The organism is Niallia sp. MER 6 (assembly GCF_023714395.1).
In the GTDB taxonomy this organism is placed as follows: Bacteria; Bacillota; Bacilli; order Bacillales; family Cytobacillaceae; genus Niallia.
In genome coordinates, this window is sequence record NZ_JAMAUK010000005.1 from 187,551 (window position 1) to 211,145 (window position 23,595).

General features: G+C 37.9%; 22 protein-coding genes and 1 tRNA gene. 19 read left to right on the plus strand and 4 right to left on the minus strand.

What is annotated here, in order from left to right:
• The first annotated feature begins 7 nt into the window (after positions 1-7).
• Positions 8-1,432, plus strand: coding sequence for a glucuronate isomerase (gene uxaC, locus M3600_RS09500; protein ID WP_233313615.1), 1,425 nt, complete (start codon positions 8-10; stop codon positions 1,430-1,432).
• Between the two features lie 56 nt (positions 1,433-1,488).
• On the opposite strand, the gene M3600_RS09505 is transcribed toward uxaC, so the two are convergent.
• Together M3600_RS09505 and M3600_RS09510 are read right to left on the minus strand one after the other, a co-directional pair.
• Entirely contained in the window at positions 1,489-2,253 is a 765-nt protein-coding gene (locus M3600_RS09505; RefSeq protein WP_233313616.1) for an IclR family transcriptional regulator, read from the minus strand.
• Positions 2,254-2,319: 66 nt separating this feature from the next.
• Positions 2,320-3,162: a sugar phosphate isomerase/epimerase family protein gene (locus M3600_RS09510; protein ID WP_311315896.1), complete on the minus strand. Its 843-nt coding sequence runs from the start codon at positions 3,160-3,162 to the stop codon at positions 2,320-2,322.
• Between the two features lie 161 nt (positions 3,163-3,323).
• Between M3600_RS09510 and M3600_RS09515 the strand changes: the two genes are divergently transcribed.
• The 7 genes from M3600_RS09515 to M3600_RS09545 all read left to right on the plus strand — a co-directional run bounded on the left by M3600_RS09515 (position 3,324) and on the right by M3600_RS09545 (position 8,464).
• Complete coding sequence (locus M3600_RS09515) at positions 3,324-3,977, plus strand: bifunctional 4-hydroxy-2-oxoglutarate aldolase/2-dehydro-3-deoxy-phosphogluconate aldolase (RefSeq protein ID WP_233313617.1); 654 nt, start codon at positions 3,324-3,326, stop codon at positions 3,975-3,977.
• Positions 3,974-4,987, plus strand: a complete 1,014-nt coding sequence (locus tag M3600_RS09520; RefSeq protein ID WP_251645559.1) for a sugar kinase — start codon at positions 3,974-3,976, stop codon at positions 4,985-4,987. The genes M3600_RS09515 and M3600_RS09520 overlap by 4 nt, the downstream gene beginning before the upstream one ends.
• 50 nt (positions 4,988-5,037) lie before the next feature.
• Positions 5,038-5,877 carry a 5-dehydro-4-deoxy-D-glucuronate isomerase gene (gene kduI, locus M3600_RS09525; RefSeq protein WP_233313619.1) on the plus strand — a complete coding sequence of 280 codons (840 nt, stop codon included), beginning with the start codon at positions 5,038-5,040 and terminating at the stop codon, positions 5,875-5,877.
• 38 nt (positions 5,878-5,915) lie between these two features.
• On the plus strand, positions 5,916-6,698 hold the full coding sequence (kduD, locus tag M3600_RS09530; protein ID WP_233313620.1) for a 2-dehydro-3-deoxy-D-gluconate 5-dehydrogenase KduD: 783 nt from the start codon (positions 5,916-5,918) through the stop codon (positions 6,696-6,698).
• Between the two features lie 190 nt (positions 6,699-6,888).
• The gene (gene fosM, locus M3600_RS09535) at positions 6,889-7,311 is read left to right on the plus strand and encodes a FosM family fosfomycin resistance protein (RefSeq protein ID WP_251645565.1); all 423 of its coding nucleotides are present in this window, start codon (positions 6,889-6,891) and stop codon (positions 7,309-7,311) included.
• A gap of 202 nt (positions 7,312-7,513) precedes the next feature.
• Positions 7,514-8,173: an MtnX-like HAD-IB family phosphatase gene (locus tag M3600_RS09540; protein WP_251645570.1), complete on the plus strand. Its 660-nt coding sequence runs from the start codon at positions 7,514-7,516 to the stop codon at positions 8,171-8,173.
• Positions 8,174-8,323: 150 nt separating this feature from the next.
• On the plus strand, positions 8,324-8,464 hold the full coding sequence (locus M3600_RS09545) for a hypothetical protein (RefSeq protein WP_233313623.1): 141 nt from the start codon (positions 8,324-8,326) through the stop codon (positions 8,462-8,464).
• Between the two features lie 14 nt (positions 8,465-8,478).
• On the opposite strand, the gene M3600_RS09550 is transcribed toward M3600_RS09545, so the two are convergent.
• A complete protein-coding gene (locus M3600_RS09550; RefSeq protein WP_251645579.1) occupies positions 8,479-9,249 on the minus strand; it encodes a serine/threonine protein kinase in 771 nt (256 codons plus the stop codon).
• A 155-nt stretch (positions 9,250-9,404) separates the two neighbouring features.
• On the opposite strand from M3600_RS09550, the gene M3600_RS09555 reads away from it, so the two are divergent.
• The 3 genes from M3600_RS09555 to M3600_RS09565 all read left to right on the plus strand — a co-directional run bounded on the left by M3600_RS09555 (position 9,405) and on the right by M3600_RS09565 (position 11,550).
• Positions 9,405-9,701: a hypothetical protein gene (locus M3600_RS09555; RefSeq protein WP_233313625.1), complete on the plus strand. Its 297-nt coding sequence runs from the start codon at positions 9,405-9,407 to the stop codon at positions 9,699-9,701.
• A 272-nt stretch (positions 9,702-9,973) separates the two neighbouring features.
• Positions 9,974-11,323 (plus strand): amino acid permease, encoded by a 1,350-nt coding sequence (locus tag M3600_RS09560; protein WP_233313626.1) that lies wholly within the window; start codon positions 9,974-9,976, stop codon positions 11,321-11,323.
• 155 nt (positions 11,324-11,478) lie between these two features.
• A tRNA-Val gene (locus tag M3600_RS09565) sits at positions 11,479-11,550 on the plus strand.
• A gap of 154 nt (positions 11,551-11,704) precedes the next feature.
• Here M3600_RS09565 and M3600_RS09570 read toward each other — a convergent pair.
• Entirely contained in the window at positions 11,705-12,304 is a 600-nt protein-coding gene (locus M3600_RS09570; protein WP_233313627.1) for a TetR/AcrR family transcriptional regulator, read from the minus strand.
• 185 nt (positions 12,305-12,489) lie between these two features.
• Here M3600_RS09570 and M3600_RS09575 point away from each other — a divergent pair, with 185 nt between their 5' ends.
• The 8 genes from M3600_RS09575 to M3600_RS09610 all read left to right on the plus strand — a co-directional run bounded on the left by M3600_RS09575 (position 12,490) and on the right by M3600_RS09610 (position 23,179).
• Positions 12,490-13,689, plus strand: coding sequence for an FAD-dependent oxidoreductase (locus tag M3600_RS09575; protein WP_251645581.1), 1,200 nt, complete (start codon positions 12,490-12,492; stop codon positions 13,687-13,689).
• A gap of 75 nt (positions 13,690-13,764) precedes the next feature.
• Positions 13,765-15,153, plus strand: a complete 1,389-nt coding sequence (locus M3600_RS09580) for an MFS transporter (protein WP_251645583.1) — start codon at positions 13,765-13,767, stop codon at positions 15,151-15,153.
• A gap of 255 nt (positions 15,154-15,408) precedes the next feature.
• Positions 15,409-17,166, plus strand: coding sequence for a sigma-54-dependent Fis family transcriptional regulator (locus M3600_RS09585; protein ID WP_251645592.1), 1,758 nt, complete (start codon positions 15,409-15,411; stop codon positions 17,164-17,166).
• A gap of 162 nt (positions 17,167-17,328) precedes the next feature.
• A complete protein-coding gene (dapA, locus tag M3600_RS09590; protein WP_251645594.1) occupies positions 17,329-18,228 on the plus strand; it encodes a 4-hydroxy-tetrahydrodipicolinate synthase in 900 nt (299 codons plus the stop codon).
• A 45-nt stretch (positions 18,229-18,273) separates the two neighbouring features.
• Positions 18,274-19,437 carry an iron-containing alcohol dehydrogenase gene (locus M3600_RS09595; protein WP_233313632.1) on the plus strand — a complete coding sequence of 388 codons (1,164 nt, stop codon included), beginning with the start codon at positions 18,274-18,276 and terminating at the stop codon, positions 19,435-19,437.
• Positions 19,438-19,446: 9 nt separating this feature from the next.
• The gene (locus tag M3600_RS09600) at positions 19,447-20,781 is read left to right on the plus strand and encodes a four-carbon acid sugar kinase family protein (RefSeq protein WP_251645596.1); all 1,335 of its coding nucleotides are present in this window, start codon (positions 19,447-19,449) and stop codon (positions 20,779-20,781) included.
• Positions 20,729-21,733 carry a 4-hydroxythreonine-4-phosphate dehydrogenase PdxA gene (gene pdxA / locus M3600_RS09605; RefSeq protein WP_251645684.1) on the plus strand — a complete coding sequence of 335 codons (1,005 nt, stop codon included), beginning with the start codon at positions 20,729-20,731 and terminating at the stop codon, positions 21,731-21,733. Before M3600_RS09600 ends, pdxA begins: the two co-directional genes overlap by 53 nt.
• A gap of 279 nt (positions 21,734-22,012) precedes the next feature.
• Positions 22,013-23,179 (plus strand): sialidase family protein, encoded by a 1,167-nt coding sequence (locus M3600_RS09610; protein WP_233313634.1) that lies wholly within the window; start codon positions 22,013-22,015, stop codon positions 23,177-23,179.
• The last annotated feature ends 416 nt before the right edge of the window (positions 23,180-23,595 follow it).

Sequence of the window (23,595 nt, forward strand, 5' to 3'; positions counted from 1 at the left end):
GGATATTATGAAGCGATTTATGGATGAGGAGACTTTTTTGCTTAATAACAAGTGTGCTAAAGTGCTGTACCATGACTATGCGAAGGATCTGCCTATCATTGATTATCATTGCCATTTAGACCCGAAAGCAATCGCAGAGAACAAACGCTTCAAGAATATAACGGAAATATGGCTTGGCGGCGACCATTATAAATGGCGGGCGATGCGCACATTTGGGATTAATGAAGAGTTAATCACAGGAAGCCGTTCAGACAGTGAAAAATTTAAGGCGTGGGCAGAAACACTTCCCTATACAATCGGCAATCCTCTGCTCCATTGGTCTGCGATGGAAATGAAAAAATACTTTCAGATAGAAGAGCAGCTGTCAGGAGAGAATTGGCAAGAAATTTATGATGCTTGCAACAGACAAATAAGCAGTGAGGCATTCTCCGCACAAAGTCTTATTACAGGATCTAATGTGGAGTGGATTTGTACGACGGATGATCCTGCTGATACTTTGGAGCATCATCAGGCATTATCAAACAGTGCTTTTAGTACAAACGTTACCCCGACATTCAGACCTGACAGACTATTGAGAATTGGCAGAGAGGACTTTCATGAATATGTGCAAACTTTGGAAAAGTCCGCCCGCTTATCCATAAATAGCTTTCACCAGTTTGTCGATGCAATCATGGCTCGGATTATGCATTTTAATGAAAATGGCTGCTTTATTTCAGATCACGCCTTTACAACCATTCCGTTTGCCAAAGCAACGGAAAGTGAAATGGAGGCCATATTTGCGAAAAGACTGAATGGCGGACAGCTGTCAGATTTTGAAGTGGAGCAATATGAAACAGAGCTTATGCTTATATTAGGAAGAAAATATGCGGAGCTTGGATGGACAATGCAGCTGCATATTGGTGCGGCAAGGGACCCTAATACGAAAATGGTAAGAAGACTTGGCTCGGATTCCGGCTTTGATTTTATCGGTGATTGGAATTATGGAGAGAAGCTTTCTAGGCTGTTAAATGAACTAGAGTCAGAGGATGCTTTGCCGAAAACCATTTTGTACAATTTGAATGCTGTACATAATGATGTACTGGCAACATTGGCCGGCTCTTTTCAGGAGGGCGGCATAAAAGGGAAGATTCAGTTTGGAACTGCTTGGTGGTTTAATGATCAAAAAGATGGGATGGAAAAGCAGCTTTCCTCTTTATCTAATTTTGGTCTGTTAAGTACCTTTATCGGCATGCTGACAGATTCCCGCTCTTTTATGTCCTATCCACGCCATGATTATTTCAGGCGTATATTATGCAATCTTATCGGCAATTGGGTAGAACTAGGAGAAGCGCCTAATGATAGGAAGCTACTCGGTAAAATTGTTCAGGATATTTCTTATAATAATGCCGTTAATTTTTTCAGCCTAAGGGATAGAGTAGAAAGAAGACCATAAATAAAGGCTCTTGCTGTTTAGGGCAGCAAGAGCCTTTATTTTAATATAACTTCCTTTTATAAGGAGGCTTTTATATCCTTAATGATATTTGCTTGGCATTTTTGCACAGCTTCAATAACTTGCTGTTCAAATTGCTCGGTAACCCTGTATTTAGGTGTGCTCACACTGATTGCTCCATAGTTTTTTCCATCAATTGTGACAGATGCACCGACACAAAATACTTCCTCTTCATGTTCGCAGTTATCAAAGGCATAGCCAATATCCCTTATTTTAGCAATTTCGTTGTGAAAGCCTTCCTTCGTAGTAATCGTGTTTTCTGTCATTTTGACAAGCTCGTTGTCTTCGAGATATGAGTCCACCACCTCATCGCCTTTATCGGCAAGCACTGCTTTGCCCATTGCAGAACAATACATTGGAATGCTTTTACCTACTTTGGAATAGAGGCAGATTGGATTTTTACTTTCAATTTTAGCAATATATACGATATTGGCTTTATCCTGTATGCCTAGATGGACTGTTTCAGTCGTCTCCTCCTGCAAGACTTCTAAATGGTGCTGGGCAATTTCTTTTATGTCCAGCTGCTCAATTGCCTTGTTTGCATACTTTATAATAGTTGGGCCAAGAGAGAATTTCTTCGTTTCGCTGTCTTTATATACATAGCCAATATAATTAAGTGTTTCGAGTATTTTTAAGGCAGTCGAGTTAGTCAGTTCTGTTTCTTTTGCAATTGTGTATAAAGCTTGTGCTTCTTGGCAGCCGGCTAAGTAGGACAAAATTTTGTCTGCTTTCAGCAAAACCGTTCCATAAAGTTGTTTTTCCATTGTCTTCCTTCCTTTTTCAAAGCTGGAAGGGAAAAAGACAAGACTGTTTTTTCCCTTATCCAAGCATTAGTTGATACTATTGTACACGTTTCGGATGAATTTCGCACTTTCCTCGATATGAGGATCAGCTGTCGACTCCATTAAATAATACATATATGGCTTGTTTTTCTTCAGTACCGAAAACAGCTTTTCGTAATCCAGCATCCCTTTTCCAACAGGAACGGTGGTTATTTTTCCGTCTTCTATCATAAAATCCTTAAGGTGGACAATGGCAATTTGGTCTCCGAATAGCTCTATTGATTCCTGGAACAATTTTTCTTGGGTTTTGTAGTTATCCAAAGTGATGAAGTTGACTGGATCATAAATAACCTGCAAATTATTGGAATAAATAATATCAAGCAATCTTCTCATGCAGTTTGGGGTATGAATGGGATGGTTGATACCACCTTCTATGCCGACAATTACGCCAAATTTTTCGGCTTCAGCAACAAGTTCCTTAACGCTGACAGCAACCTTTTGGAACGCTTCTTCTGTGAAGTTTTCCTCTGTGTATTCTATCACTTCGTTAACATTACCTGTTTCCGTGCCGACGATGCTGCAGCCAAAGTCTCTTGCATAACGGAGATGCTCTTTAAATCTTGTTAATTCCTGGTGTCTAATTTCATGAAGTGGATGAATCATATTAATATAGCATCCGAGAACAGCAATTTGGATGCCGGATTGTGAGAAAGCACGGCTAATATGAGATCCAAGACCAGATGAGAGGCTGCCTCTTTGTATATGTAAATCTGGAAATGATTTTGCTAATGCTAATTGCACAGCAGAAAATCCTTTTGCTGAAGCTTCCTTTGCAAGCCCTTCCAATGAATGGCTGCTCAAATCATGAGCCCTAATACCTAAATTCATCATTTTCCTTTTCCTCCCTCAATTGGATAAATAGATTTCAACAGGCAAAGTTTTCTTTTTTCTTGAATTCGTTTTCAAATACAGCTATAATGAACTTGTGTTTCCAAATAATAAATCGGATTTCCTTATAAGAAATTATACAAGATTATTGACGGAGGTGCAAGATGAATAAAGCGAATACTTTAAGTGTTTTGACAGATTGTGGGGTTGTCGCTGTTATCCGAGCTGATACCCCTGAAGAAGCGGTGCAGACATCCATTGCATGTGTGGACGGCGGAATTACTGGAATAGAAGTGACATTTACTGTCAAGGATGCGGAAAAAGCGATTAGAGAGCTTGTGGAAAGCTACCGAAATAACCAGGACGTAGTGATTGGTGCAGGAACAGTTTTGGATGGCCATACGGCAAGATTAGCGATAATGGCTGGCGCGCAATTTATAGTCAGTCCTTGCTTTGACAAGGAAACTGCTAAACTATGCAACTTGTATCAAATCCCTTATATGCCAGGCTGCATGACAGTAACAGAAATGAAGCAGGCCCTTGAATATGGTGCTGACATCATCAAGCTGTTTCCAGGCAGCGCTTTTGGACCGGATTATGTAAAGGCAGTAAAAGCTCCCCTTCCGCATGTGAATATTATGCCGACAGGCGGTGTAAGCTTGGAAAATATTCATGAGTGGATTGAAAACGGCTGTGCTGCTGTTGGTGTAGGCGGCAACTTGGTAGCACCAGCTAAAGAGGGCAATTTCGAGCAAGTTACCGCCTATGCAAGGCAGTATGTCGAAAAGGTTAAAGAAGCAAGAGGAAAAGCACAATGACGAAGGTTGTCACGTTAGGAGAAATCATGCTGCGGCTTTCCACAAGTCCAGGTGAACTTTTAACTTCTGCAGATACACTTCAGATGCATTATGGAGGCGGGGAAGCGAATGTCGCTATTGCTCTCTCAGGCTACGGGCATGATACATATTTCGTCAGCAAAGTTCCAGATAATGCATTAGGACGAGGAGTTCAGCGGCATCTTTTGGCAAATGGTGTGTCAACAGCATATTTGCTGCAAGGCGGTGAACGGTTAGGCACATATTATTTGGAAGCAGGCATTGGCAAACGAAGTCCGCGGGTAACTTATGACAGGAAGCATTCTAGTTTTGCCAATCTTTCTGCTAGTGAGTTAATCTTCGAGGAAATCCTTGACGGTGCATCATTATTCCATGTTTCTGGCATAACATTGGCGCTGTCACAAGATTTAAGAGAATTAACTTTGGAAGCTTTAAAAACGGCCAAAAGGAAAGGAATTAAAACCAGCTTCGATTTTAATTACAGAGCAACACTATGGAGTCAAGAAGAGGCCGCAACAGCCATTCTGCCAATATTGCCTTATGTGGATATTTGTTCATGCGGAGAATTAGACGCAGTTTTTCTTCTCGGCATCAAGGAAGCTGATCATACTCTGTCAAAAGAGGAAAGACTTGTGTATTATTACCGGAAAATCAATGAAATTTTTCCGAATTTGGAGGTAATGGTGTCCACTTTCCGAAACAATATTTCAGCCTCTAGTAATGAACTGCAAGGAAATCTTTATGCAAATGGGACGCTATATCAGTCGAAAGTCCATGATATTCAGCCGATAGTGGACAGGGTTGGTGGCGGGGATGCATTTGCAGCAGGGATTTTAAACGGACTGCTAGAGAAAATGGATTATGAAAAGACAGTAACATTCGCAGCTGCGGCATCTGCCTTAAAACACACAGTTCATGGCGACTGCAGCCAATTTACGAAAGAGGAAGTTCAGAGATTCATAGAATCAGGCTCAGGAAGAATTTCCCGCTAATATCATTTTTTTGTATTGATTCATAAAAACATTTTAAGGAGCGATTGAAAATGACAGAATTAGATACTCGTTATGCTATCCACCCTGAGGACATGAAAAAATATACGACGGAAGATTTGAGAAACCATTTTCTCGTTGAGACTATCTTCACACCAGGTCAAGTTTGCCTAACGTATACTCATAATGACCGCATGATTTTTGGCGGGGTAACTCCAGCGCAATCAGAATTGACTATAACCCTCGATAAAGAACTAGGAGTCGAATATTTCTTAGAGCGCCGTGAGCTTGGTATCATAAATATTGGCGGTAATGGTTCTGTCACGTTAGATGGAGAAGTATATGACATGCAAAAAAGAGATGGTCTGTATGTCGGAAAAGGAACTAGAGAAGTAATTTTCCGTTCAGATGATCCGGAAAATCCAGCAAAATTTTATATCAATTCAACACCTGCTCATCATCAATATCCAACTGTTAAAATTGATATTAATAAAATTGAGCCTCTGCAAGCGGGAGAGCCTGGAACACTTAACGAACGTCGAATCTATCAATATGTGCATCCTAATGTTTGCGAAAGCTGCCAGCTGCAAATGGGCTTGACGATGTTGTCACCTGGAAGTGTCTGGAACACGATGCCATGCCATACACATGAAAGAAGAATGGAAGTATACCTGTATTTCGATATGGAGCCGCAAACTCGTGTGTTCCATTTTATGGGGCAGCCTTCAGAAACTAGACATTTGGTTATGAGTAATGAGCAAGCAGCTATTTCGCCAAGCTGGTCCATCCATACTGGAACAGCAACAAACAATTATACATTTATTTGGGGAATGTGCGGGGAAAACATCACGTATACGGATATGGACCATGTAAAAATGGAAGATTTGCGCTGATAAAACCAAAACGATGCGAAAAATAGGAGGAAATGATAATGACGACGCAATTTGATCAATTTTCTTTAGATTATTTTAAGCTGGACGGAAAAGTGGCTATTGTAACAGGCGGAAATACAGGTTTAGGACAGGGCTATGCAGTTGCTCTTGCAAAAGCAGGAGCTGATGTATTCATTGTTACCCATAACGATGACTGGGACGAAACAAAGGAACTGCTTGAGAAGGAAGGCAGAAAGGCAGTTTTTCATAAAGCTGACTTGACTGACAGAGCACAAGCAAAGGCATCCATTGAAGCATGTCAAGAAGCGTTTGGTAAAATTGATATTTTAGTCAATAATGCAGGAACAATAAGACGTGCCCCGCTGCTTGAGTATTCTGAAGAAGATTGGGATGCAGTTATGGACATTAACTTGAACGCTGTCTACTTCTTGAGCCAGGCTGCAGCAAAAATCATGAAGGAGCAAGGCGGCGGAAAAATTATCAATGTTGCGTCCATGCTGTCATTCCAAGGAGGAAAGTTCGTTCCGCCTTACACAGCAAGCAAGCATGGAGTCGCTGGTATTACAAAAGCATTTGCTAATGAACTGGCTGAATATAATATCCAGATTAATGCTATCGCTCCAGGCTATATCAAAACAGCCAATACAGCACCAATTCGGGCTGATGAAAAGCGAAATGCGGAAATCTTATCGCGCATACCTGCTAATCGCTGGGCAGATCCAGCAGATTTGATGGGCGTTATCGTTTTCTTGGCAAGCAAAGCTTCCGACTATATGAACGGCCATATTTTAGCAGTTGATGGCGGCTGGTTAGCAAGATAACAACAAAAAAAAAAGACATTTTTCAATCTGTGCTTTGAAAAATGTCTTTTTTGTTTTGTATAGAATTCGTAAAAAAAGGTATTCGATACAGTGATAAAGAATACATGTTAAGTGGGTTTTACCTGCAGAACACGTAATAAAATGACTTGGACAAAATAATTGGCATAAGAAAGAGGTATATATTTAACAAATGGCTATAAAAAGTCTTAATCATCTATTGTTTTCTGTCTCTGATTTAGAGAAGTCAATTGCTTTTTACCAAGATGTGTTTGATGCAAAACTGCTCGTCAAAGGCAGAACGACAGCCTATTTTGACTTGAATGGTATGTGGATTGCTTTAAATGTAGAAAAAGATATTCCCCGAACAGAAATCGAAGCATCTTATACCCATATCGCTTTTTCTATCGAAGAAGATGAATTGGACACGATGTATAAAAAGCTAACAGAGTTAAATGTAACAATTCTGTCTGGTCGACCGCGGGATGAAAAAGATAAAAACTCCATCTATTTTATTGATCCAGATGGTCATAAGTTTGAATTTCATACAGGTACATTACAGGATAGATTAAATTATTATAAAGAGCATAAACAGCATATGAAATTTTATGATTAAGGAAGAGAAGCATATGCAAAGTTGCCGGATTTAAAAAGGAAACAGTCAGGTGCCGAAAAAAGCCGCATCAGTTTTTTACTTAGAAGAGCTGAAACAAATGGGAGAATGATAGTCATGGAGTTCAATAAATTACATTCCAATACCTATTGGTTTTGGGATATATCGAGACAAACACACTAATATAAGAGGGGTAGGATATAATATGACAAAAAAATGGGCTTTTGTATCTGATTTCGATGGAACTATATCAAAAAAGGATTTTTATTGGATTGTTATTGATCAGTATTTTCCTGAGGGTAAGGAACTTTATAAGGAATGGAAAAACGGGGCTATCAAGGATATTGATTTTTTAAGCACTGTTTTTTCCGCTATTCACCAGGATGAGGACCAAATCATTCGCGATGTTCACGGTATCCCGATTGATGAGCATGTACCAGCATTTGTGAAAGCCGTCCAGCAAAGCGGAGGGGACTTTTATATATTGAGTGCGGGAACAGATTATTACATAAAGCATATTGTGGAGAAGTATAGATTAGAGCAGGTGATTATTCTTTCTAATGAAGGTGTGTTTAAGGATAGAAATATACACTTGAATATTAATAAAGAGGATTGGAAGTATTCCGAACGGTACGGAATTGACAAGTCCATCGTTATTCAAAAGCTTAAAAGACAATATGACAAAGTTTACTTTGCTGGAGACAGTGAGCCAGATTCCCATCCGGCTGCATTTGCTGATATTACTTTCGCAAGGGATGTGCTGAAGGACCTGCTTACAGAAAAAGGAATAAACTTTATCCCGTTTGATTCTTTTAAGGAAATTGAAGCAGAACTTGTAAAAACTGGTGATATCAAAGTGAAATAATAATTAAAAGTTAAGGTAATGTAAAGATATTGTTAATATCATGTATTTATGATGTAAATACAATATGATGGTGTTACTAAAGTGTAGAAAGGGGTGAGCTTTTGTTTAAAAAGTTTATTCGTAAAATCCAAGAATTTTCGGGAAGCCACAGTGATCGTCACAGACACAGAAGATACAGCAGCAGTCGCCGCAGATACAATCGCAGCAGCAGCAGTTCTGGCAGAAGAAAATACGACAGATACGGCGGCAGCCACCGTTACAAGCGTAAAAGCTATAGCAGCAGCTAACTAAAAACTCTTGCTCTATTAAAGGAGCAAGAGTTTCTTTATTGTCCGGTCAAGATCCTCCCGTATACTTGGTACATCCGGATAGCCCTCATCTATGCCAAGCAGCTTTTTTAAAAGCTCTACAGTGGCATCATTTAGGACAAGCTCATCAAGCCAGCTTCCCTTTCTTTTCCGCTTACCCGTATAAGTAGAGTACAGTAAAAAAAGAAGGCATTCTCCAATATCGTAAAAGTCATCCTGTTTTCGCTCAAGCGCTGCTTTTGAATCGCTGACTTTTTTGGCAAGCCCAAAGTCTATTAAATACAGATTATCTCCTTTTAATAGAATATTAGGTGGACGGATATCATCATGAAATATATGTTCCTTATGCAAATAATCAACAACTGTTAACAGCTTGTCAATAAGCTTCAATGCTTCTAATTCGGAAAAGGTCTGCTTTTGATAAAAAAGCAAATCTTCTATATTTAAGCCTTCTACATACTCCATTATATAAAAAGCTTCCTTGTCTGAGTGAATGGTATCAACCAAACGGGGAATTTGCTTATGGTGAAGACTAGCTAGTAAATCTATCTCAGAGAGGAAGCGCTGCCGCTCCTTTAACTTCAAAGCTTTACTTGGACGCAATTGTTTTGCTACATATTGTTGGCCAGTTTTTATATTTGTGCATTTGTAAATGATTCCATATCCACCCATACCAACACATTTATCAATTTTATAAGTATCGCCAAGAAAAGCACCTTTCTCTAACGGGCGGTCATATATCCATTTCAATAGAAACTTCCAATTCATTCCTACACATCCTAAGAGCTAATATTTAAGATTATTGTAGCAAATTACTCACAGTGATGATATTAGAAAGTAATTAGCAGGTTATTGGATTTTTTTAGGAATAGCAAGCTTTAAACTCTAATAAGATACATTAAAGGAGATAAGAAGGTGATACATTGGACAGTTATTTGATTTCACATTTTCTATTTTACGGGCTCATCTTTGCAGCATTTTTTTTCTCCTGGAGAATTGGCAAGAATATGCTTAAAAAGAAGGGGATTATAGCTGCAATCACCGCATCAATCTTGGCAAGCACCATTATTTTAACCATTTGCGGGGCAATTTGGCATCAAATTGTACCAGATTTAATCGGCAAGGGGATTATCCTGTTTATTTATAGTTTGGCCATTGCAGCAGGAAATGTACTCGTTATTAGTCTTTTACTCTATAAAAAGAGCAGTCAAAAGGGTTGAGTTCTTTTTACCAGGCTGCCAACAAAATGAAAAAGCATTGTCACGATATGGCAATGCTTTTTCATGCAAAAAATTACCGAAAAAGAAATAGGCAACCTAAAATTTATATGCTATACTTTTTCTTTTATGCATAATACATAAAAAAATTTTCAAAAAAGAATGTTTTTTTCCTGTTCATATAGAATATATAGGACATGGTTTTGTATAAACAATCATGTAATATAGAAGTGGTTGTTTGCTAACATCAGAGAAAGAGAGTGTGAAGAATAATCATGGAGGAACAAAAATTAGCGAGAGGATTAAAGAACAGACATGTTCAGCTGATTGCCATCGGTGGTGCAATCGGAACAGGATTATTTCTTGGTTCAGGGAAGTCTATCCACCTAGCAGGACCATCTATTTTATTTGCCTACATCATTACAGGCATCATCTGTTTTTTAATTATGAGAGCTTTAGGAGAATTGCTTCTTTCTAATTTGGAGTATCATTCGTTTGTTGATTTTGTACAAGATTATCTTGGCAGCATGGCTGCATTTATAACGGGCTGGACCTATTGGTTTTGCTGGATTACAATCGCGATGGCAGACTTAACAGCAGTCGGATTGTACACACAATACTGGTTTCCCACTGTACCGCAATGGGTGCCAGGTTTAATATTGCTTGTAATTCTTCTATGTATGAACTTAGCAACAGTTAAGCTTTTCGGAGAAATGGAGTTTTGGTTTGCGCTAGTTAAGGTAATTGCCATACTCGCATTAATTGTTGTCGGTTTATTTATGATCTTTAAAGGAATCACAACAGATGCCGGCCCATCAGGTTTCTCTAACTTATGGAGTCATGGCGGCATGTTCCCGAACGGTATGAATGGATTTATTCTATCCTTCCAAATGGTTGTATTTGCCTTTGTTGGAATTGAGCTTGTCGGATTGACTGCTGGAGAAACGGAAAAGCCAGAAGAAGTTCTACCGAAAGCAATCAACAGTATTCCAATCAGGATCTTGATATTCTATGTTGGGGCATTGCTTGTTATCATGGGGATTTATCCTTGGAATGCCATTAATCCAGCAGAAAGCCCGTTTGTTCAAGTGTTCTTGACAGTTGGAATTGCAGCAGCAGCCGGAGTAGTCAACTTTGTTGTCCTTACATCTGCAGCTTCAGCATGTAACAGTGCCATCTTTAGTACAAGCAGAATGGTATTCTCATTAGCAAAAAATGAAAACGCACCTGCACCAATGACTAAGCTGACAAAAAGACGTGTGCCAGCAAATGCACTATACTTTTCATTAGTCGTTATATTAGTGGCTGTTGTCTTAAACTATGTTATGCCTGAAGATGTATTTACATTGATTACGAGTATTTCAACTGTTTGCTTCCTATTCATATGGGCAATCATCGTCATTTGCCATATGTTGTATCGAAAAAGAAAGCCGGAATTGGCGAAAGGGAACCCATTTAAAATGCCCCTTTACCCAGCAGCTAACTATGTTATTCTAGCATTTTTGGCATTTATTTTAGTTGTCCTAGGTTTTGCAGAGGATACTAGAATCGCATTATTTGTGACACCAGTATGGTTTATTCTATTGATTGTCATTTATCAATTCCGTAAAAAAGCAGCTAAGTAAAAGAAGGAGAAAAGGCAGCGGATCGCTGCCTTTTCTAATTTTTTATGGAAACTTTACAATAAAATAAAGTTTATCTTGACGTTCGGACAAACTTCCATTATTATAAATACATCAAGCAAGTAGAGCTGATAAATTAGTAGATTCATACATATTAAGATCCGATAGTTCAGCGGGAGAATACATCCTTGACAGGGATGGGGTCGGGGGTTCGAATCCCTCTCGGATCATCAAGAAGAGATCACTTTCCATAGAGGAAGTGGTCTTTTTTTGCGTTTTTTTAGTAATAAACGTCTAATCCTTCGCTATTTTTGATTAGACGTTTGCTGTCTTGTAATCAAGCTTTTAGTATTGCATGTTCTGCCCAGCCAATGATATTACCATTTACTCCGAATATTCTGCTATCCTAGCGCCGCCGAGTTTATATAACAACAGAAGTTGTTGGGCCATAAAAACAGGAGTCTCCATATAATCATTTTTTATCCAATACTTAGTCACACCAAATTGTGCAGAAGTAACATAACTAAGATAGATTTGTTGAGGTACTAATAAGTCAATGTCTCCCTCGGGATGAACGGTTGTTAAACCTTTTACTGTTTTTTCATAGAATATTTCTTGGAGTTTTTCGGAAAAAATCAATGGACCATTTTTTCCAAGCATAACAGTATAAAAATCTTTATGTTTATAAATATTTGTTAAGATTCCTTTGAATATCTCTTCTAATGTTTTGAGACTAAATGATTCTTTAGCTTCATTATGTATTTCAATTGCCTTTTCTAGATCATCCAGTACCTCTTTTATACTTTGTTCTAGTAAATCGAATTTATCTTTATAATGAGCATAAAATGTGGCGCGATTAATATCCGCCTTTTTTGTGATATCACTTACAGAAATAGAGTCAGCTCCCTTTGTTTGCAATAGGGTAAGATATGCACAAATAATAGCTTTCTTCGTTTTTGTAATTCTTCTATCTACCTTTTCCATTCGTACTCCTACTTTCGAATTATTTTCCCTATTTATAAAACGGTATGCAAAAATATGTTGCTTAAAATACATTTTTACCCATTTTAATGGTTTTATTTGGATGAAGTAGTTTGTAAAATTAATATACACATTGAATTATAACATACAGTGTGTTGGATAGGTGTTTAAACAAGGAGGGAAATGGATTGAGTAAATTACATGTTTTAATTGCTGGTGGGGGTATCGGGGGATTATGTTTAGCCCAAGCGCTAAAGAAGGCTGGAATACGATTTTCAGTATTTGAACGAGAAGATGATGTAGCAAAATCTGGTTACCGCTTGCATATGAATATGGATGGTGGTGAAGCATTAAAAAAATGCTTGCCAGAAAATCTATACCAACTATATATACAAACATCTAGAAAAAATCCTCGTCGTGAAATGGCTGTCTTGATTGATGAGCAGTTAAATGAAGTAGGAGTTCGCCCTCATATTGGCGCTCCCAATGATAAAGATTTTCCGCACACTGCTGTAAATAGAAAAACTTTATGTCAAATATTACTTAGTGGTCTGGAAGAAGATGTTTATTTTAACAAGAGAATAGTAGGGTTTGATCAAGATGAAGAGGAAGTGCGGGCCTATTTAGAAGATGGGACAGTGGTGCGGGGAGACATCCTTGTTGCTGCTGATGGCATAAATTCAGCTGTCCGAACTCAATTGCTGCCTGGAGTTTCACCGGTGGATACTGGTGCAAGAGCATTTTACTCGAAGTCACCTTTAACTAGTGAGCTAAGGGAGATTCTGCCAGAGGTTTTATTTGATGGTTTTACAAGTGTAATGGATGATAAGGGAATATTTATGGCAATTGGTCCATATGAAGCCAGACGACCAGTAATAGAGGCTGCCAAAGAACTGGCACCTCATTCAATCTTTGAACCTGTAGATGATTACATAATGATAACTTTAAATGTTTCAGCAAGGCACTTGAGCTTAACGGACGAAGAGCTTCGACAGTCTAATTCTAAGGTTTATCATGAAATCATGCTAAATTTTACGAAGAATTGGCATCCCGTTTTAAAAGGCTTAGTTGAACGATTACAACCAGAGACAGTTTCCCTCTTATCTGTTAGGTCTATTAATCCGATAGACCCTTGGCCAACAAGCCGCGTCACTTTACTCGGTGATGCTATTCACGCTATGCCGCCAAGCTTTGGAGCTGGTTGTAACCTAGCTTTAAGAGATGCCAGTATACTAGCAGAGCAAATAGCAGAAATGGAAAAACAGAATAAAGAATGGAAAAATGCGATATCTCACTACGAAGAAGAGATGCGTTTACACGATTACCCAATCTTTGAGATGTCCTCAAATATAGACTTAGCAAGAAAATTTAATCCTGTGTATAAATAATTAATCATCATTCCTATCCTGTTGTTTTCTTAAAAAAAGAGCAATAGGATAGGAATCGAAAAGTAGGAGTGGATAATGGATACCTATCAATTAATTTCAGAAGAAGCAAAGAAGAAATTGCTGATTATTTTAGCATGTTCGCTCGTGTTTTCATCCATGAGTGCCACTATGTTTAATGTTGCCTTGCCAGCAATAACAAAGGAGCTTTTCCTGACTTCCTCACAATCAAGTTGGATTGTCACAAGCTATATGATTGTTTATGCCCTTGGCTCCGTATCTTACGGAAAACTAGCTGATAAATATAAGTTAAAGAACTTGATAACAATAGGGATATTACTTTTTTCGCTAGGATCTTTATTAGGATTTCTCTCTAGTAGCTTTCCCTTGATTATTATTTCAAGAGTTATGCAAGCTATGGGTGCATCTGTGTTTCCTGCGTCTGCGATGATTATTCCAGCTCGTTATTTTTCACCAGAAACACGCGGCAGAGCGTTAGGGATGACATCAGCTGGTTTATCTTTTGGGGTTGCGATTGGCCCGATTATTTCAGGGGTTTTAACAACTGCTTTCCATTGGCATTATCTGTTTGCTTTATGTATTCTGCCAATCGTCTTTATCCCTTTATTTAGGAGTACGCTTGATAATCAATCAGGAAGTGATATTAAATTAGATTGGGTAGGAGCTATCCTTCTGGGGGGAATGGTTACTTTACTTTTACTAGGAATTTCGTCAAACCAAATGTTTTACTTCTTATTTGTTATCCTATTCGTTATTTTATTAATGTGGAGAATTAGGAAAGCAAAGGACCCTTTTATAAGAGGAGAATTATTTAAAAATAAAAAGTACACAATAATTCTTGTCTTATTTGCACTAAGCTCTGGTATTGGATTTGCTTTACCGTACTTAACGCCGCTATTTCTTTCAGATGTTTATCATATTAATGCTTTTACAAGTGGTCTTATAATGTTTCCAGGTGCCGCATTAACAGCGCTGTTATCCAAAAGAGGGGGATCGCTTGCCGATAAAAGGGGCGCAGCCTTTTTAGGATATATAGCAGTAACCGCCTATTTTGTTTGTTTTATTAATTTAATATGGCTTGTCGGAAAATCTCCCTATTTCATTATGGTAATTCTCGTGTTTGGCTATATAGCGCAGTCATTCTTCCAAATGACCCTTGCAAATATGGTGTCACATGTATTGCCAAAAGCGGAAACTGGAGTAGGTATGGGGCTGTTTATGCTGACAAACTTTATCGCAAGCTCCATTGCAACGACTTTAATGGGAACGTCTATTACTAGAGGCACCAGCTTTCTTAGCTTAAATATGTTTAACTTGGCAAAACAGGCAGCTGTTTATAGTGATATTTATCTCATGCTTACAGTGATTGTAGTTGTGATGTTTTGTATCTTTGTTTTTACTGTTGGTAAGAAAACTTATAGTAGATATCTAAAAGAAAATGTATAAGTTTTTTAAAATAAATAAGGAGAGAGTAAACTTAGATGTAAATTCTTTGTTAACTTGAATATAACTAGATACTAACAATAGGCACTTTCTTTGGAGATAATATATCTCAAGAAAGTGCCTATTTTGTTTATGAGCAAAATTTCTAGTAATCAACGCAAATTTCTAAGAAATTATTTAATAAATAAACAATTCAACTTGATTTTTGGTATAGTAAAGATAAAGGTTGTTTAATAATGCAACAGAAGGTGATGTTAAATGAAGGTTTTGGCGATTGCCCCCTATGAGGGGTTAAAAGAATTAATCATAGAATTAGGACGTAATCAAGATTTTGAGATACATGTAGAGGTTGGAGATTTAGAGAAAGGAGTTAAGCTTGCCAGCCGCGCAGCTGAACAAGGGTTTGATATTATTATCAGCCGCGGGGGGACAGCAGAACTCATCCAAAAGAAAGTATCCATTCCTGTTATTGAAATTGAAGTTTCCGGATATGACATGCTCCGAGTGTTAACCCTTGTAAAAGACTATCCTGGTAAGGCTGCAATTGTTGGCTTTCCGCCGATATCGGAAGGAGCAGCAACAGTTTGCCAACTACTTGAAATGGATATTTCCCCGTTTGTTATTTCTAAGGAGGAGGAAGTACAGCCAACGTTAAAGCAGTTGCTGAAAAAAGGATATGAAGTCATTATTGGTGATGCCATTACTGTGAAGGAAGCAGAAAATCTTGGATTAAATGGAGTATTAATTACGTCTGGAAAAGAAAGCATCTTAAAGGCTTTTCAAAATGCAAAAAAAATACACCATTATTTTTCCATACTAAGAAGAAAATTATCGATTGCCGAACAAATTCTTCAAGAAGAAGATGGCTTTGTTGTGTTTGATGCAAAGTTTAATAGTGTCTACTCTAATACATGTTTCACTGAACAATTTAAAAAAACCTTTAAAGCTTCTGTCGAAATCGAGGAGGCAGTGACAGAAGTTATTTCAAAAGGTGAATATTCCTCTCTAATTGAAAGTGATAATGTCTTTTGGAAGGTAAAGGGGACCGAATTGGAAGGATTTGAACTTCCGCTAGTTTTGTTCCGGTTACAAAGAGTGACATCTACTCAAAAAAAGCTTTCTGATGGTATAACCATTATTTCTTCAGTGATGAATTCCAGCCCGATTAAATCTTCTTTTATAAAAAATAACCAGATGAAAAAGATTATTCAATCAGCTGAAAAATTTAGTGATAAAAAGGAATCGATCTGGATCAGCGGTGAAAAAGGGACAGGGAAGGGGAAATTAGCTCATTATATCCATTTCCATCGTTCCAAACATACTTTACCCCTGCTGACAATAAATTGTTCTCTTGTAAATGAAGAACAATGGAAATGGTTGTTGGAGGATGAAGGTCTGCTTGCCTCCAATGAGAATGGAACTATTTTTCTCAAAAATATCGATACCATTTCTTTATCGATTCAAAAGGATCTATTGTCTTTTCTTATAAAGCATAACCTGAAGTCGCCTATTATTGCATCATCAAGAGAGAGTATTTTGACCATGATTGAAACTGGTGCGTTCTCAAGTGATTTATATTTTTTGCTTGCCCGACTGACATTAACTCTTCCGCCGTTATCAAAGCGAAAAGAAGATATTGATCATCTCGCTCGTATTTTTATTAATGAAACGAATACAAAATACGGCAAACAAATTGCAGGGATTCGGAATGAAGCTATTGAGGAATTAGAGAATTATAGCTGGCCAGGAAACATAACTCAATTGAAACAAGTGATAAATGAAACGGTGCTGTTAGCAAATGGACCTTTTATTGAAAAAGAAGATATAAGTCATATTTTAAATACAAAGTTAAAAGAAACGGAAATGGCTCAGCTAAACCTAATAGGTACGTTAGAGGAAATAGAACAGAGAATTATCAGGCAGGTTTGGCAGGAAGAAGGTATGAACCAAACTAAAACAGCTGAGAGGCTGGGCATTAACCGAACAACTTTATGGCGAAAATTGAAGGAATTGTAAATAAAAACATCAAAACTGTTTCAAAATTAAACAGTTTTGATGTTTTTATTATTTTATTTAAGATAAATATTGTGAAAATAAACAATATAATCTATAATTCAACATGTAAGCGTTCTTATAACTGTTTAAAAAATAAACAATTGAATTGGAAGGTGGAAGGATATGGAGCTAAAAGGGATTATTCCAGCTATGTTGACTCCATTAACGATAGAACAAAAAGTCAACGATTCTGTTACAAGACAATTAACAAACCATTTGCTTGATTCAGGTGTACATGGGCTTTTCATTCTTGGGACAAACGGGGAATTTCACCTGCTGAATAAGGAAGAAAAATTAACATTTGCCAAAATTGTCATTGAGGAAGCAAATGGAAGAGTACCTGTAATCGTTGGTACAGGCGGTAATAGTACAGAGGAAACGATTGATTTATCACAAAAAATGGAGCAGTTGGGCGCTGATGCTTTGTCCGTGATTACTCCGTTCTTTATATCGCCATCACAAGCGGAAATGGCTGTTCACTTTGAAAAGGTAGCAAAGAGTACTTCCTTGCCGATTCTACTGTACAATATCCCGGCTAGAACAGGGGTTAATCTTGAGCCAGAAACTGTTTCACGACTAGCTAAAGTACCGAATATTGTCGGAATCAAAGATAGCAGCGGCAACTTTGCCAACATTGAGAATTACATTAATGCAACAAAGGATGAAGATTTTTCGGTTTTTGCTGGTACAGATTCTTTAATTCTCCAAACCTTACAAGCTGGTGGAAAAGGAGCAGTTGCTGCGACAGCCAATATGGTTCCGGATGTAGTAGTTGCAATTTACGACAAATGGTTAGAAGGAAATATAGAAGCGGCGAAGGAAAATCAAGAAAAGCTACAGCCTCTTCGTGACACCTTTAAACATGGTACCTTGCCTTCTGTATTAAAGAAAGCGGTAGAACTTTACAGTGTTCCAGTAGGTCCACCAAAAATGCCTGTATCTGAAGTATCAGGAGATGCGCTAGAAATAGTCACTGAAATGGTGGATTGGTATAAACAACGAAAAGAATCGATTGTTAAATAACGATAGTAAAACACAATCATAATGAAATTAGAAAGGTGGATGGAAATGCAAACGATTTATCAATTTCAAACTGCGCAAAATATTGTCGCAGGTCCAAACTCACTTCAGTTGCTTGGAGAAAAATTAAACCTACTAGGAGTAGAGGTGAAATCAGCACTGATTATTACACAGCCGCCGATGGTGGATTTAGGTTTTGTTGAACAAATAGTCAATCCGTTAAAAGAGAAAGGAATATCTGTTGATACTAATACAAATATTTTACCTGAACCAACATTAGAAAATATTGAACAAGTTTTTGAAGCAACGGCAAGTAATAATTATGATGTATTAATTGGTATTGGCGGGGGAAGTGTTCTTGATACAACAAAAATTCTCTCTGTGTTAAAAACAAATGATGCATCCGTTGAGCAGCTATTGGGGACTGACCTTGTGGCGAATCCAGGAGTTCCGACAATTTTAATTCCAACCACTTCCGGAACTGGTGCTGAAGTTACACCAAATGCAATCGTTACCCTACCTGACCAAGAATTAAAGGTTGGTATTGTAAGTAAGTATTTACTTCCGACACTAGTTATCCTTGATCCTGTGCTCACTTTAAAATTACCTAAGCCAATCACGGCTGCAACAGGAATGGATGCTTTTACTCATTCTTTAGAATCCTTTATTTCAACAAAGGCAAATCCAATCAGTGATATGTTTGCATTAGAGTCAATCCGTTTAATCTCTTCCAGCATTGTGGAAGCTTATCAAAATGGAGAATCAATAGATGCAAGAGAAAAAATGCTGGTAGGGTCTATGTATGGCGGGATGGCTTTAACAAGTGCAGGAACAGCAGCCGTACATGCTTTGGCCTATCCTTTAGGCGGAAAATATAAAATTCCTCATGGTGTGGCAAATTCTATGCTCCTTCCACATGTCATGAAATACAATATGGATGCAATAACGGACCGATTGGCTTTAGTTGCTGAACCTATGGGAATCAGTACTGAAGGTCTTTCCAATAGCCAAGTGGCAGAAAAAGTTGTCGAAAAAATCGTTGAGTGGACCAATGTGTTAGAAATCCCTCAAGATCTTAAAAGCTATGGTGTTAAAGAGGAAGAATTGCCGGAAATTTCTGTATCAGCTTCACAAGTCACCCGTTTGTTAAATAATAATCCAAAAAAATTAAGTGTAGCAGATATTGAAGCGATTTATCGCCAGCTGCTATAATGCTAGATTATGAGAATATCAGTTATTTCGGATGATTTAACGGGAGCAAGTGATTGTGGAGGGCAGCTTATTCGTTTCGGTTTAAAGGTGTCCGTAATGGTGCAGGAACATTCTGAAAAAATGAGTGACTATGACGCAGTTATTTACAATACAGACAGCCGCTCTGTTACCGGGCATGAGGCTTATGAAAGCGTGAAAAAGGTATGTGACACGATAAAATCAGATCCAGTAGACGTAATCTATAAAAAGATTGATTCGACCATGAGAGGGAATATTGGGGAGGAAATCAATGCCATCTTTGATTCTTTTTCCCCGGATTTCGTGATCATTGCTCCTGCCTTTCCAGTGAATGGGCGTAAAGTCATCAATGGGATTCATTATCTAAATTCTGTTAAATTGGAGAATACCGAGGTGGCAAAGGATCCAAAAACACCTGTCCGGGATTCAGAGATTAAAAGATTGATAGAAAATCAATCAAAGCGGAAGGTAGAGCATATTACCTTTCAAGAGATTCATCAAGGGCATGACACTATCATGGAAAAATTGGTTTCCTGTAAGAACAATCAGATCTCTTATATTACAGTTGATTCTGCGCAAGAGTCTGATTTGGAAAAACTTGTCGAATTGATTCACCAGACTGATTTCTCCGTCGTTTGGGTTGGTTCTGCTGGTCTAATGAATTATTTACCGGAGATTTACGGGATGAAACAAGTCGAAAAAACGCTTCCTCTGCCTATCCATACTGAACCTGTTCTCTTAGTTGTTGGCAGTGTTAGTGAAACAGGCAGAATCCAGCTGCAGCATCTTTTGAACAATTCGGAAACGGTTGGACTGGAAATGAATTCGGCTAAAGTCTTACAGGACGAAGAATTAAAGGCAATGGAATTAATGCGAATTCTGTCTGAGGCTAAAGAGGCTTTATTTCAAGGGAAAAATGTAGTTTTATACTCTTCGAATAATGTGAATGAAACCCGTAACATTGGCGAGCAACTGGGATATGATGCTGTTAAAATTAGCAATATTATTTCCATGAGATTAGGTGAATTAGCAGCAGAAATCATCTCTATTCATGATTTAAAATATTTATTTTTAACTGGTGGAGATACTGCTCAGCAAGTTTTCCTACAATTAAATGCAAAAGAATTTATATTACTGGATGAAGTAGAATCTGGTATCCCGCTTGGCCGGGTATCCACTGATAAAGAATTTTTTATAGTTACAAAGGCTGGGAACTTTGGCTCAAAGGAAGTCATGTTAAAAGCACTTTATAAACTTCATGGGAGGGATTATGATGAGGCCGATTATAGGGATTACCATGGGCGACGCCGCAGGAGTGGGATCTGAGATTATCGTGAAAGCATTAGGCCATCCAGCTGTGTACGAAATATGCAGACCAGTTGTGATTGGGGACGCGAAAATGATTGAAAGAGCCATTCGTATTACTCAAGCACCATTAACTGTAGCAGCAGTTGCATCTGTCACTGATAGCAAATTTGAATTCGGTACAATTGACTGTATGGATCTGGATTTACTACCTGCTGACTTGCCTTTTGGAGAATTGTCGCCACAAGCAGGAGATGCAGCCTTTCAATATTTAAAGACAGCTGTTGAATTGGCAAAGAATAAAGAGATACAATCAATCTGTACCGCACCATTAAATAAAGAAGCGCTTCACAAGGGAGGACATCTATATCCAGGACATACCGAAATTCTTGCAGAATTAACGGAAACGGTGGATTATTCGATGATGTTATCATCACCTAAATTGAAAGTGATTCATTTGACCACACATGTTGGTCTGATTAAAGCAGTTCAGTCGATTACACCAGAACGAACGTATAAAGTAGTAAAGCTTGCTCATGAAACATTAACACGTGCAGGTTATACAAATCCAAGAATTGCGGTTTGCGGTATCAATCCACATGCAGGTGAAAATGGCTTGTTTGGTGAAGGGGAAGAGGAAGAAAAACTAGTTTCGGGAATTGAGCAAGCAAGTGCTGAGGGAATAAATGTAAGCGGTCCACACCCTGCTGATACCGTGTTTTTCCGTGCAGTTCGTGGTGATTTTGATTTGGTCGTCGCCTGTTATCATGATCAAGGCCATGTGCCAATAAAAGTATTAGGATTAGAAGAGGGTGTTAATATAACGGTTGGTTTAAATGGCGGAGTTATTCGTACCTCTGTAGATCATGGTACTGCATTTGATATTGCTGGAAAAAATATAGCTGATGAAAGAAGTATGCTCGCAGCCATCCAATCTGCCGCTGAATTGTCGCCAAAAGAAGTTTGCAAATAAGAATTTGATACCTATTAATTAGTACAAGGGGACTTAAAGTGTAATTTCCTCAAGTAAATGGCTTTATTTTAATTTTTAGCAACTAGGAAATTTTAAGTTCCCCATATGGTATCGATACAAAATTCAATAGAACAGTGTATGTAAATATGTAACCCCTTACTTATGGTGGATAATAGTCTGGTAGAGAACTTTTAAAGGGTACCTGCATAGCAAATACTGTTTATCCTAGAAGAGCGGATATTAAAATAGAAATTTAATTAAAAAGATAAGGTGATTAGTATGGGTAATAATAAATTAGTAATAAATGAGTCCATTCCAAATGGTAAATTATATCATGATGCTTATACAAATATTGATTTTTCTCTCATTCCATCAGGGCCTTTTTCAACAGCACATGCACCAACTATTATTAAGCTAGACAATGGAGATTTATTATGTGCATGGTTTGCAGGTTCGTTTGAAGGCAGTCCTGATATTTCCATAGTATTATCGAAATTTAATCATGATACGCTAGAGTGGAAGGAACCGAAAATTATTTCGCAAGATGATACTCGCAGTGAGCAAAACCCATCATTCTTCCAAGCACCTGATTCATCAGTATGGTTAATCTATACATCTCAGGAAGGTCGCCAACCAGATAAAGATAATATGCAGTTTACATCCATTATTAAATATCAGAAAACATACGACAATGGTGAAAATTGGACAAAACCAGAAGTATTGTTCAGCCAACAAGGGACATTTGCTCGACAAGCTATTCAAGTATTAAGTAATGGTAGATGGATATTCAGCACATGGGTTTGTGAGGATTCAGAATTAGGACTTACAAACGATCCTACAGTATTTCAAGTATCAGATGATGAAGGATTAACATGGAAAGAAGTACGCATGCCTGACAGTAACGGACGAGTACATGCTAATGTTATAGAATTAGCAGATGGCCATTTAGTGGCATTTATGAGAAGTAGATTTGCTGATTATATTTATAGAAGTGAATCAACAGATTATGGAGATTCTTGGACAGTGCCTGAGCCAACCATCTTACCAAATAATAATTCAAGTATAAGTGCAATCAAACTTGATAACAATGCCATCGCAATTGCCTATAATGCAAACTCAGCTCAAAACCCTGAAAAAGGCAAAGTAGCATGGCCTGGATTAAGAAACCCAGTAGTCGTGTCTGTGTCTGAAGATGGCGGAAATACTTGGCCTATCGGTCGAATTATTGAACACGCAGAAGGTTTCATCGGAGCAGAGAATAAAACGAATAATTCACAATTTGAATATCCTACGATTTATCAAGATGTAAAAGGGATTTTACATTTAGTCTACGCTTATAAAAATAGAATATGTGTCAAATATAACAGTTTTTCAATTCAAGATATCTATGGTGAAAAACGGGAAAATGAAGGAGTTTACAATCCTACATCGGGAGAAATAAGTTAGATTGGTAGTTTCCTTTCTATACAGGCTTAAATTAGTCCCTTACCTAATGAGTGAACAGAGTAGGGGACTGATATAAAAGGAGAATGTTTTTTCCGTTTGTTTGTAAGCGTAAACATAATAGGTTAGTATCAATACCGCTGTAACTCCCTGACAGGAGCTTAAGACTTTAACGCCGACTAAGATTGTTAAACATCTTAGCAGGTTTCTACATGCTATTGTTTTTCCAATATAGGAAAAGGTACTTGGTCAAGACTGCTCTAATCAGACTATTTGAGGTTGATGTTTAAGCTCTTTATGCTGATAAGACAGAGAATAACCGCCAGCATGAATGGCATTACTTGATGCAAACATCTGATGGTGCATTTCATCTGCCTAGCTATCTTAACCTTGAGAAATATGTTCGCATTACCGAGCAG

Bases quoted from the DNA above. Each gene is read 5' to 3' on its own strand.
- uxaC (WP_233313615.1), top strand. From the start codon at position 8: ATGAAGCGATTTATGGATGAGGAGACTTTTTTGCTTAATAACAAGTGT.
- M3600_RS09505 (WP_233313616.1), bottom strand. From the start codon at position 2,253: ATGGAAAAACAACTTTATGGAACGGTTTTGCTGAAAGCAGACAAAATT.
- M3600_RS09510 (WP_311315896.1), bottom strand. From the start codon at position 3,162: ATGATGAATTTAGGTATTAGGGCTCATGATTTGAGCAGCCATTCATTG.
- M3600_RS09515 (WP_233313617.1), top strand. From the start codon at position 3,324: ATGAATAAAGCGAATACTTTAAGTGTTTTGACAGATTGTGGGGTTGTC.
- M3600_RS09520 (WP_251645559.1), top strand. From the start codon at position 3,974: ATGACGAAGGTTGTCACGTTAGGAGAAATCATGCTGCGGCTTTCCACA.
- kduI (WP_233313619.1), top strand. From the start codon at position 5,038: ATGACAGAATTAGATACTCGTTATGCTATCCACCCTGAGGACATGAAA.
- kduD (WP_233313620.1), top strand. From the start codon at position 5,916: ATGACGACGCAATTTGATCAATTTTCTTTAGATTATTTTAAGCTGGAC.
- fosM (WP_251645565.1), top strand. From the start codon at position 6,889: ATGGCTATAAAAAGTCTTAATCATCTATTGTTTTCTGTCTCTGATTTA.
- M3600_RS09540 (WP_251645570.1), top strand. From the start codon at position 7,514: ATGACAAAAAAATGGGCTTTTGTATCTGATTTCGATGGAACTATATCA.
- M3600_RS09550 (WP_251645579.1), bottom strand. From the start codon at position 9,249: ATGAATTGGAAGTTTCTATTGAAATGGATATATGACCGCCCGTTAGAG.
- M3600_RS09560 (WP_233313626.1), top strand. From the start codon at position 9,974: ATGGAGGAACAAAAATTAGCGAGAGGATTAAAGAACAGACATGTTCAG.
- M3600_RS09570 (WP_233313627.1), bottom strand. From the start codon at position 12,304: ATGGAAAAGGTAGATAGAAGAATTACAAAAACGAAGAAAGCTATTATT.
- M3600_RS09580 (WP_251645583.1), top strand. From the start codon at position 13,765: ATGGATACCTATCAATTAATTTCAGAAGAAGCAAAGAAGAAATTGCTG.
- M3600_RS09585 (WP_251645592.1), top strand. From the start codon at position 15,409: ATGAAGGTTTTGGCGATTGCCCCCTATGAGGGGTTAAAAGAATTAATC.
- dapA (WP_251645594.1), top strand. From the start codon at position 17,329: ATGGAGCTAAAAGGGATTATTCCAGCTATGTTGACTCCATTAACGATA.
- M3600_RS09595 (WP_233313632.1), top strand. From the start codon at position 18,274: ATGCAAACGATTTATCAATTTCAAACTGCGCAAAATATTGTCGCAGGT.
- M3600_RS09600 (WP_251645596.1), top strand. From the start codon at position 19,447: ATGAGAATATCAGTTATTTCGGATGATTTAACGGGAGCAAGTGATTGT.
- pdxA (WP_251645684.1), top strand. From the start codon at position 20,729: ATGAGGCCGATTATAGGGATTACCATGGGCGACGCCGCAGGAGTGGGA.
- M3600_RS09610 (WP_233313634.1), top strand. From the start codon at position 22,013: ATGGGTAATAATAAATTAGTAATAAATGAGTCCATTCCAAATGGTAAA.